This is a genomic window from Bacteroidia bacterium (genome assembly GCA_026932145.1).
Taxonomy (GTDB): Bacteria; Bacteroidota; Bacteroidia; order J057; family JAIXKT01; genus JAIXKT01.
Genome location: JAIXKT010000043.1, coordinates 83,234 through 93,440 on the forward strand (window position 1 = coordinate 83,234; position 10,207 = coordinate 93,440).

Below are 10,207 nucleotides of genomic sequence, written 5' to 3' on the forward strand. Positions count from 1 at the left end.
GCAAATGAGTTAGCAAAACAAGAACAGGAAGAAAAACAAAAAGCCGAAAAAGAAGATTTAAGTCAAGTAGAATCAACTCTTAGAGCAGAAATAAACAATCGGTTACTACTTGAGCAAGCCATTAATCAGACAGAAAACGTTGAGAACCAAACTTCTATAATTGAAAATATAGAACATCATCCAGAATTAAACCGGAAATCTTTGGTAGATCAGCAAAATTTACTGAAATCACAATTAGAAAAAATCAAAAACAAAGCACTTTTAACTCCAAAAGAGGTTGATATTCAGGCAATTCAAAATAAATTCTTAAAGAGTATTCTGAAAAATCCAAGTAGCCAAAAGCCGAAAAATCATATCAGCATCCCTGTGCCTCCGCCTATTTCCGAAGAAAAAATTGAAAAAAAACGGCCACATTCAGATATTGATAATATTATTGACCGATTTATCCAGTTAGAACCCTCATTATCAAGTCTTGGGAAGCAGCCTGTGCAGCAGCATACGGACTTTTCTATTCCTGAAGAAGAAACTTCATCAGATTATTCTTTTGATATAATTTCGGAAACCTTAGCTAAAATCCATGAGCAACAAGGAAATATAGATCAGGCCATCAAGATGTATGAAAAATTAGCGCAAAAGTTTCCGGAGAAAACGACCATTTTTATGGCGCAGATTAAACGCCTTAAAGGAGAGTAGCAGACTTTTGTTATTTGATTTACTATAAAATTACTTGATATTAAACTCCTCAATTTGAGGAGTTTAATATATTTAGCGGAGTAGATAATTCAAAAGGAACTGTTTGAATAAATCCTTCTCCATAAGTAGTTCCAATAAGATGACCCATTTCTCGAGCACGAGCATCTATAAAATGCAAAAAATCAGGATTTGAAATATAGGTTAGTGGTTCAGCACTATTGGGATCATAAAATTGGGAGCGAAAAGCCTTTATGGCATCCATCTTTTGCGTAAACTCTTGTGAAATATCTACTACAAAAGTAGGTTTTAGAAACCTATCTTGGATATAATGAACTATATTTTTAGGTCTCCATGCTGTAGATTGAGTTTTTATTTTGGGTAAACCACTTAAAAAAGCGGCTCTTAAAGCAAATGAGGCTGCATTTCCGTGGTCAGGGTGTCTATCTTCCGGCGCATTAACCAATAGAATATCTGGCTGATATTTTCTGATAATCTGAATAGCGCGCAGGAGGCTATCTTCGTTTTGGGAGAAAAAGCCATCCGGTATTTGTAAGTTTTCTCGAATTTGAATTCCCAAAATCTGGGAGCTATGGGCAGCTTCTTTTTGGCGGGTTTCCGGAGTGCCTCGCGTACCTAATTCTCCGGCGGTAAAATCTACAATACCAACCCGTTTTCCTTGTTTCGTTAATTTGCAAATAGTGCCCCCGCAACCAAGTTCTGCGTCGTCAGGGTGAGCAGCACATACCAAAACATCTAATTTTTCCACAATTTCCATGTTTTTAGAATATTCTTATTATCAATAACTTGAACTTGATACCAGCCGCTTGCCATAGAAGTAAGCGAGCAACGGATTAATTGCGGTTCAATTACGGGGTCGCAAAATATCTCTTTGCCCAGCATATTGTAAATCTTTATGGAAAGGTTAGTATTAGGTAAGTTTTCATAGGTTATACAAAAGTAATCTGATGCAGGGTTCGGGAATAGGTGAAATAGGCTCTCTGTACTTTCAGTATTACTACGGTTCAAGACTATTGGGGTTCCGGATAGTTCTGGGCGCATCATCAAAGAGCCATTAACATAAAAAGGTCTCCAATTTCCTAAGGAATCCCTAAATATTGTGGTGCCTGAATTTCTATTGAGGTCGAAACCTACTCCAATTGGGACGTTATCTGGCTGGGTTAGCCCAATCCAGCAAGTGTCTGGTAAAGAAATAATTGAATCAAGCGGAAAACGGACATAGGTATTTCTATTTCCGCCATAATCTACACGCATTCCGCCATACTGTTCATATAAAATTGAATCTGGATGCGGGTTTTTCCAAACCGTGAACTTAAACCCTTTTCCGTCTAAGACTCCAAGTTGGGGCACAAAACATATCCAGACAGCGCGCAAAGAGTCGGGGTCATTTCCGGAACGTATCAATTGCTGGCCAAAGCCTCGAGCAGCGTTCATCCCAAAACCTGTTTCCGGCTCACCGTCATCGTAAGCTAATACAGAATCAACCCGAAAAAATGAATATGCAGTATTATTCTGGGGGAATAAGTCATTATCAGGAATATAATGTTTAACAGTCAAAAGCATTGTTGTATCAAAGTTTTGAAAATCATAGGGTTGCCAAGGAATTGTTGTTGGTGTAGTTATATTAAACAGTTGCTGCTGGGTAATATTTCCCAGTAAATTTCTACCACTTAGAGAATCAAATAGGGTGATTTCAGTATTCACATTGGCAGATGCAGCTCCGGATAAATTATTAATTGTAGTACTGATAGCCGTAACTCCGGATGGGGTTAGGTTTTTGTAATGTTTTTGGGGAATGGCAGTGTATGGTTCATAGATAGAGCCTACCGGCAAAACGATAGCTTTGTCAAAGAAGTTCGTATCAACAGCGGTGCGATTTTTATTAAGATACACATAATCAAGGTGCCAAACATCAAAATAGGCATACTGAGCACCTTTTGTTTGAAACCGAATTTGAAAGCCTTGATGAAAGAAAGCCGAATCTTTAATTAAAATATGAACTCGTTGAAAAACAGACGTTGGTTGCCCGCCACCGGTACTCCATACCTGCCTAAATGTAGGAAATGATGTGGTGGTATCACGAAACCAAACAACAAAAGAATCCGTTTTTTCAGGTGGCTCTGCTAAGCCGCCCCGTTGAATAAAAAAGGTTAAATACAAACTATCTTTTGCTGTAACTTGTGATAAATCAATTGCTTGACTAATTAGAGAGTCGCACCAGCCACTTTGGTTTGTGTAGGCATACGGAACTCCTTGATTGTTTGCTCCATCAAAAGAAGCTACACCAATGGTTGGTGGTAAAATAGCTGCCGTTCGAGAAAGATGAACAGTCTGGTTTAAGAGCCATTTTGTAGAATCCGGTGCGTTCCCATTATCTGAAAAATCATCCCAAAAGGGTAGCAGAAGGGTATCTTCTATTGACTGTACTTTTGAATATCGTATAATTTCCTTTGCCGGTGTACTTATCTTAGGGTTTGTTGGCTCCTGACCCAACCAAATATCTGGAGGTATTTGTGCATAAATAGAATTTGTTAATATAAAAAACACCCATAAGATTAATAGACTATTCTGTAACATTTGATACAAAACTACATGATTTTTACTAATTTTAGGATATATTATGTAGTTAAACCGCAAATACAAGGCTTTTGGGGTTATTTTTAGGCATAAAAAAAGTGCTACAACGAGGTAGCACTTTTGGGATAAAAATTATATTTTTAGTGTTGAACAACTATTCTGAAGTTCTCTGTGCCGATGTCTGTGGTAACTTTCACAAGGTATATTCCGGTATGAGTATCATCCAAGTTAATCTGAATGATATTTTCGCCAATTTCTGTTGTTCCTCGGAAGTCTTTGATGATTTTACCTGTTACATCTGAGATTTGAATCGTATAGCTCAAAGATTTCTGTGCGGGGAACTTCACTGCAAAGTTTCCGTTATTAGGATTTGGGAATATAGATATATCGGAGAATCTTAGAGTTCCAGTTTTAGCGGCAGCAGCAGTTGTGAAATTTTGGTTGGCAGTGTTTCCAGACCATGAAATTTGTCCTGCTGGATTTACGCATTTGCCACGTAACTTCCAAATATAAGTCTGGTTGCTTTGTAAACCTTGCATATTGTAAGAACCTGTGTTTACCACTAACATAGAGTCAAATGTTGGTGCGTTCGTTGGTCTCCAGAATATTAAGATAGAATCTGAATTACTTGTCCAATTTAAGGTAGCACCCACATCTGTAATATTAGTTGTAGATAAACCGGTAATAGCTGTACAAGACTTCAGCGTAGCTGCTGTTGTATCAAAAGAATAGCTACCTACAAGACCGCCGCAAATAGGATATATCTTAACTTCATAATTTGTGTTATTTATCAATCCAGTCAAGGTATAGTTGGATCCAACAGCAGTTTTCTTGTTATAGGTATTATTACCAACTGGTCGAGACCAAACCTGATAGGTATCTGCTTGGCTCTTTGTCCATGCAATATCTATACTGCTTGTAGTTATATTGGAGATTGATATATTACTTGGGGAACTGCAATTTGGAATAGCTGTAGTTGAGAAGTATTCATAGGTAAATTGGTCTGGTAAGAAGCCGGGGCTTTTTAGGCCAGGGCACCATACTTTTACCCGCCACTCGTAATCAGTAATACTTGTAAGTCCAGAAATATTAACGGAGTCACTTGTAACAAAAACTTTTGTGAAAGCAGTATTGGTGTTTTTTATTCTATAATTTACTTCAAAACTATCCGGTGTACCGGTGTGTGTCCATTTTAAGGTAGCTGTATTGTAGCCAATATTTGCAGCACTCTTTGAGGTAATAACAGCGCAAGGTGTTAATGTTTTAAAAGTATCTACTGTTGTTCTGGGGGTTCCGTTGCAGTATATTCTAATTCGTATTTCATAATCAGTATCAGACTTTAAGTCATTAGAAGAAGGTATTCCGGTGCCGATGTAAGTACCTCCTGTAAGTGGTACAGATGCGATTGTATAGGTAGGTGCTCCCAATGGTTTGTAGTAAATCTGGGCGCTATCCGGTACGGTATATTCAGGGCCGCTCGGAATTGTCCAAGATATTTTTGCACGATAATATCCAATCTCATTATAAGTAACACTTGTAGCTTTAGGGCAACTGGGGGATAATGTATAAAATTGAACTGACGAAGAAGGGCTTGAATTTCCGTAGCAATATGTAGTTACTCTCCATTGATATAGCTGACTGGGAGTCAGGCCGGTAAGGTTGTAAGAAGTTGCTGTTCCGGCCAAGTTTACGGTTGTAAAAGGGCCGCTTACCCCTTGCCGCCAAGAAAGCACTATGCTATCCGGAGTTTGACCGCTGCCAATCTGCCACTTTAGCTTAGCAGAAGTGTGAGCAATTGAATCTGTCGTAAGAGAACTATTATCAGGGTTAGCACATGCTTGTGGATAATAAGCAAAATTATACCAAGAGATATTATCTAAAAAGATAAAGAAGTCCTTCGCAGGAGAGTTCATCCCATAAAAACGAAAGGCATTAATATCGGTAGTACCGGGTAATAGTGCTTTACCTGCATCATTTACAACTACTGTTCCATCCACAATAATATCGTATTTATTAGCAGCAACACTTCCCAATGCGTAATTCTCTGTGCTTGCTCCATTGTTACAGACGAGAACTACAACATGGGAATTTCCCAAAGATAATGCATTGGTTAGATTTGTATTAGAAACCCAAGCTCCAGCCTGACGGTAAGATGCTGTTAAGGTTCCAGCAGAAGACAGAAGTTTAATGCCTACAAAAGTTTGATTTGGGTTAAAGGTAGCATTTTGGGTAGCTCCATAACTTGAACCGTTTCCGGCGAAGAAGTACCATTCTCCGGTTCCGTTATTTGCAAGATTGATTTCAAAGCGGATGGAAGATACTTGTGTTGCAGTGCCGTATTCTGCGCTGGTTAGGCCAACGCTGGCGATTTTATTGTTCGTTGGAGGCACTCCGCGTAGCTCACCCAACTGGCCTAAACTTGGAATTCCTGGATTTTTGAGTATCCAAGATCCCCCTCCCATACCTTTTCGTACTCCACCAAAACCTGTATTTGCCGTTGTGGCAACATCATTGTTTGTAGGATTACCAAAGTCTAGGGTACCATTAGGAGTCTGAGCCTCTGCTAGAAAACCCAAACTAAACAAACTAAATGTTGGCAAAAATACCCTTGCTAACATTTTTGTGATAGATAATTGACGATGTTTAAACATAAAACGTGCGTAAAAGTTGGTTGTTTTTAAAATATACCTTTTCAGTAGTCTTTTGGGATTGCAAATATACAGATAATTACGTAAACTTCATTTAAAAGGTTTCAATTTTATGCATCCTAAGCAACAAAAAATTAGGAATAGCGACTTAAAACAGCAAAAATAAATTGTGAGCAGCTTCAGCAGGATAATTCTGATTTATTTTGTCAGAATTATATTTAAAAAGCCCGAACTTTGGGGCATGAAAATCAGTTTTTGGGGTATTTTCATTGTATTTGGGTTGCTTTTAGCGTCAAGTTCTTGTAAAAAAGAGATTCCTTTAGCACCCGGGATACTTACCTTTTCGGCAGATTCTGTCATTTTTGATACTATTTTTACGAACCTTCCATCGCCTTCTGCACGGTTATATCTCTACAACAACAGCAATCAAGATATTTTGATTGAGAATATTCGTATTACGGGAGGAGCACAGTCCGAATTTACCCTGACTTTTGACGGCGTAGCTGCCCAAGAGCACCACCAATATAAACTACGTGCCAAAGATTCCGTTTTAGCATTAATTAACTTTACTTCGCAGGTAAAAGACCAAGCAACAATTGATTACTTAGTGGTTTCTTCCGGCAGTTTTTCACAAACCATTCCCTTATACGCTTTTGTTTTTGACGGGATTTATATTCGGGGAGCTGAAGCTCAATCAGTTATAGATGGAGATACAATAAATGGCTTGTACACAGTTGGCTGCGGAATAAATAATGATACTATTTTCTACAATTCCAAAAAGATTGTGATTGATGGCCCTGTTTATGTAGAACCCGGCTGTACACTCAGGATTCGAGGGGGCACACAGGTATATTTTACTGCTCGGCGCACTTCCGATAATTATCCTACTTCGTTTTTGTTAATTGGCGGAACGCTTTTGGTAGAAGGTTCTTCCGGCGACCAACGCGTTTGGTTTACCGGAACCCGGCAAGGTAAAGACTATGCAGAAAAATCCGGCCAATGGCAAGGTGTCATTTTCCTAAAAACCAGCGAAGGAAATGACTTACGTAATCTGGTAATCAAAAATGCCTCTGTAGGTATTCGGGTAGATTCTATTTCCCCAACCGAAGACAACAAACCTAAAGTGTATCTCAAAAATTGTGAAATCCGAAATATGGCCAATTTTGCCGTTTTAGGCTTAGGCTTTTCGCACACATTCCGGCAGCAACCAACCATTGTAGCTGAAAATTGCCTGTTCTCTAATGCTGGAAATAATGTAGTAGGCTTCTTTGGCGGCGGAAAATACTCTTTGGTAAACTGCTCCGCCATAGGAAGTGGCACAGAATTTATCCGAAGAGGCGCAACATTAGGCTGGAATAATTACCACACCGTTACCAAAGAAAGTTTCCCCTCTGACATAACCATCTTAAACACCATTATTTGGGGAAATAACCCTCAAAATGAAGAAATCGGAACAGACTTACGGGACGGAACCACAGACACACTGAAAGTATCTTACTCATTGGTAAGAAGTTCTTTGGTAAAACCCGGCAATGGAAATATCCTGAACCTTGACCCACAACTTGAAAATGTCAGTGAAAAAAAATTTAACCTAAAAGCGAATAGCCCAGCTATTAATGCCGGCACTACCTTATTCGGAATCACTCCTTTTGATGACATCACCGGCCAAACCCGCTCTGACGGCTTGATTGATATAGGTGCCTTTGAATACAGACCGTAATATATGAGCCTTACTCCAATTTCGGCTGTAGCGCCGCCCAGCCTCCCGCAGCCACACGATAAATATACTTCTTTTGGGCTATTTCGAGGGTTAATTCCAAACGTCAGCACCCAACAGTGGGATAGTCGGTGGCGTGTACGTTATTTTAAACGAAAATCATGGATTTTTATGGGAGTCCAGACGGCAGAATACTTACTGGGTTTTGCAATTGCTGATGCCGGCTATATCGGCACTGCCTTTACATATTGTTATGACGTTCAAAACAACCAATATTGGGAGGAAAAAATAACCCGCCCTTGGGCATTCGGAGCAAAATTTGACCCTAATTTAAAAACATCTTGGAAATTAGCAAATTGGAACATCGAACATAGCCAAGGCGGACTGAGATTTCAGTTTTTAGGAAAAAAAATACAGCTCTCAATAGTTGTTCCGGAGTTAGGGACGGGTGTTAGTATCATTGCGCCGGCCTTTCCCAATCCATTTCATTTTACTTGGAAAAATATGCTTTTGCCTGCTTTTGTAGAGCTACAAACGCCTCTGGGTAAGCACACTTTTGAAGGTAATTATGCCGCCATAGATTTTTCCAAAGGGTATCCGCCCCCCCGAACATTTTGGAATTGGGCATCTTGTACCGGAACTACTCAGTTTCAACAAAAAATAGCCATCAATTTAGTCAGTGATTTTAATAACGGCTTAGAAAACGTTATTTGGTTTGGTGATAACTTGTATAGCACCGGCCAAGCGATATTTCATTATCGTAAACCATTGCAAAAGAGCAAGTGGCATATTCATTCTTTGGATAACTGCGTGTCTTTAGACTTTCAGCCATTAGAAGCACGAAGCGAATCCATTAACTTGGGGCTCATTAAAAGTCAGTTTATGCAGCCTTTTGGAAGATTTTCGGGAAATATTCAGTTTCCCAACAGTCATGAATTCTTTTCCGGTTTTGGAGTTACCGAAGAGCATTTAGCCATTTGGTAGATTATTTTTCAGCCAAAGGTCTGCAACGGATTCTACGTGGGCAGTTTGTGGAAACATATCTACACCTTGCACGGAATGCACAACATAATTTTTAGCCAGCATTTTTAAATCTCGAGCTTGGGTTGCTGCGTTACAGCTAACATAGATAATCTGTTGGGGTTTTATTTCGTTCAATACTGCCACCACATTCGGGTGCATACCGGTACGTGGTGGGTCAACTACCACCACATCCGGCCTGCCGTAAGCCAACACGGCCGAATTGGTCTGCAAAACCTTAGCCATATCTCCCGAAAAAAAGGTGATATTTTCTACATTATTGATTTCACAATTACGAACAGCATCTTGTAAACTTGCTTCATTATACTCTATCCCCAAAATTTGTTCCGCCAGCGATGCCAATACAATTCCGATACTACCCGTTCCGCAATATAAATCCCACAACAGCCGAACCGGCCTGTTTATAGCTTGCTTCACCAATGTATATAACTGTTCAGCTTGAAATGTATTGGTCTGAAAAAAAGAAATTGCCCCAATGATAAACTCCTTGTCTAATAATCTTTCCCGAATATATGGTGGGTTTGGGGTTAAGCTACCTGACCACAAATGAACCGGTAAATCGCTGTATTGGTCGTTTTTCTTATCATTAATAATCCATTGGAAACTTGTTATATAGGGGAATTTTGCCTGTAAAAATTGAAATATTGTATCAACGGCCGTTATATCTTGCTGGCTTAGGATTAAAACGGCCATAAAATCGGGATAGTTTGCTGAAGTACGAACAACAAATTGCCGAAGTAAGCCCGTTTGGGCTTGTAAATCAAAAAAAGAATACTGCTTCGTTTGGCAAAAGTCATAAACAGCATTTCTTACTTCATTAACGCGGTCATCCATCAAGAAGCATTGCTTAATGGACACCACACGGTCAAAAAAACCTTGCACATGAAAGCCGAGGGCTTGTCTGGAAAAGACTTCTTGACTTTCGATTTGGGATTGGGTGAGCCAGCCTCTCTCTGAAAAGGTAAACTCTAATTTATTTCGGAAAGTATATTCTGTTTGGTTAGGCAAAATGGGTTTCCAAACAAGAGCATCTACTTCGCCAATACGTTGAATAGCATCTTTCAGTTGTTTTTCTTTGTAGAATAACTGTTTAGAATAATGCAATAACTGCCATTTGCAGCCGCCACAGGTTCCAAAATGCGCACAAATAGGCTGAACTCTATCCGGTGAAGGTGTAGAAATTGAAATCAATTTAGTGTGCCAAAACTTTTTCTCTTTTCTGGATAGCATAATCGTAACAATATCTCCCGGAACGCTACCCGGAACAAACATTACACAATCTTGAACCCGCGCTAAGCCAGAACCATCAGAAACGGCATCCTCAATTAATATATCCGCTAAAATCTGCCCTTTTTTAAACAAAATATCGAAAATTAAAAATCAACCTGCAAACCTACATATAATAACACAAAATCGCTTGTAGAGTTCATAAAAGCAGAAGTCCCAAAAAACAACTTAAAATATAGACTTTACAATCGTTTTGTGGACTTTTTTTGGTAGCAAAAATTTATGT

Annotated in this window: 7 protein-coding genes; 3 read left to right on the top strand and 4 right to left on the bottom strand. The window is 39.2% G+C overall.

What is annotated here, in order from left to right:
- Positions 1–693, top strand: a 693-nt coding sequence (locus tag LC115_09845; GenBank protein ID MCZ2356966.1) for a hypothetical protein, incomplete at its 5' end; no start/stop codon positions are given.
- 49 nt (positions 694–742) lie between these two features.
- Here the strand turns inward: LC115_09845 and bshB1 are convergent.
- The 3 genes from bshB1 to LC115_09860 form a co-directional block, all read right to left on the bottom strand.
- Positions 743–1,468 (bottom strand): bacillithiol biosynthesis deacetylase BshB1, encoded by a 726-nt coding sequence (bshB1, locus tag LC115_09850; protein MCZ2356967.1) that lies wholly within the window; start codon positions 1,466–1,468, stop codon positions 743–745.
- Positions 1,447–3,288 carry a T9SS type A sorting domain-containing protein gene (locus LC115_09855; protein ID MCZ2356968.1) on the bottom strand — a complete coding sequence of 614 codons (1,842 nt, stop codon included), beginning with the start codon at positions 3,286–3,288 and terminating at the stop codon, positions 1,447–1,449. The genes bshB1 and LC115_09855 overlap by 22 nt, the downstream gene beginning before the upstream one ends.
- 140 nt (positions 3,289–3,428) lie before the next feature.
- Positions 3,429–5,939, bottom strand: coding sequence for a fibronectin type III domain-containing protein (locus LC115_09860; protein MCZ2356969.1), 2,511 nt, complete (start codon positions 5,937–5,939; stop codon positions 3,429–3,431).
- 238 nt (positions 5,940–6,177) lie between these two features.
- Here LC115_09860 and LC115_09865 point away from each other — a divergent pair, with 238 nt between their 5' ends.
- Positions 6,178–7,656: a hypothetical protein gene (locus LC115_09865; GenBank protein ID MCZ2356970.1), complete on the top strand. Its 1,479-nt coding sequence runs from the start codon at positions 6,178–6,180 to the stop codon at positions 7,654–7,656.
- A 3-nt stretch (positions 7,657–7,659) separates the two neighbouring features.
- Positions 7,660–8,637, top strand: coding sequence for a DUF2804 domain-containing protein (locus LC115_09870; protein ID MCZ2356971.1), 978 nt, complete (start codon positions 7,660–7,662; stop codon positions 8,635–8,637).
- On the opposite strand, the gene rlmD is transcribed toward LC115_09870, so the two are convergent.
- The gene (gene rlmD, locus LC115_09875; GenBank protein MCZ2356972.1) at positions 8,623–10,056 is read right to left on the bottom strand and encodes a 23S rRNA (uracil(1939)-C(5))-methyltransferase RlmD; all 1,434 of its coding nucleotides are present in this window, start codon (positions 10,054–10,056) and stop codon (positions 8,623–8,625) included. The two genes, LC115_09870 and rlmD, sit on opposite strands and share 15 nt — an antisense overlap.
- Positions 10,057–10,207: the final 151 nt, after the last annotated feature.

Coding starts and splice junctions, on each gene's coding strand:
- LC115_09855 (MCZ2356968.1), bottom strand. CDS start 3,288: ATGTTACAGAATAGTCTATTAATCTTATGGGTGTTTTTTATATTAACA.
- LC115_09870 (MCZ2356971.1), top strand. CDS start 7,660: ATGAGCCTTACTCCAATTTCGGCTGTAGCGCCGCCCAGCCTCCCGCAG.
- LC115_09860 (MCZ2356969.1), bottom strand. CDS start 5,939: ATGTTTAAACATCGTCAATTATCTATCACAAAAATGTTAGCAAGGGTA.
- bshB1 (MCZ2356967.1), bottom strand. CDS start 1,468: ATGGAAATTGTGGAAAAATTAGATGTTTTGGTATGTGCTGCTCACCCT.
- LC115_09865 (MCZ2356970.1), top strand. CDS start 6,178: ATGAAAATCAGTTTTTGGGGTATTTTCATTGTATTTGGGTTGCTTTTA.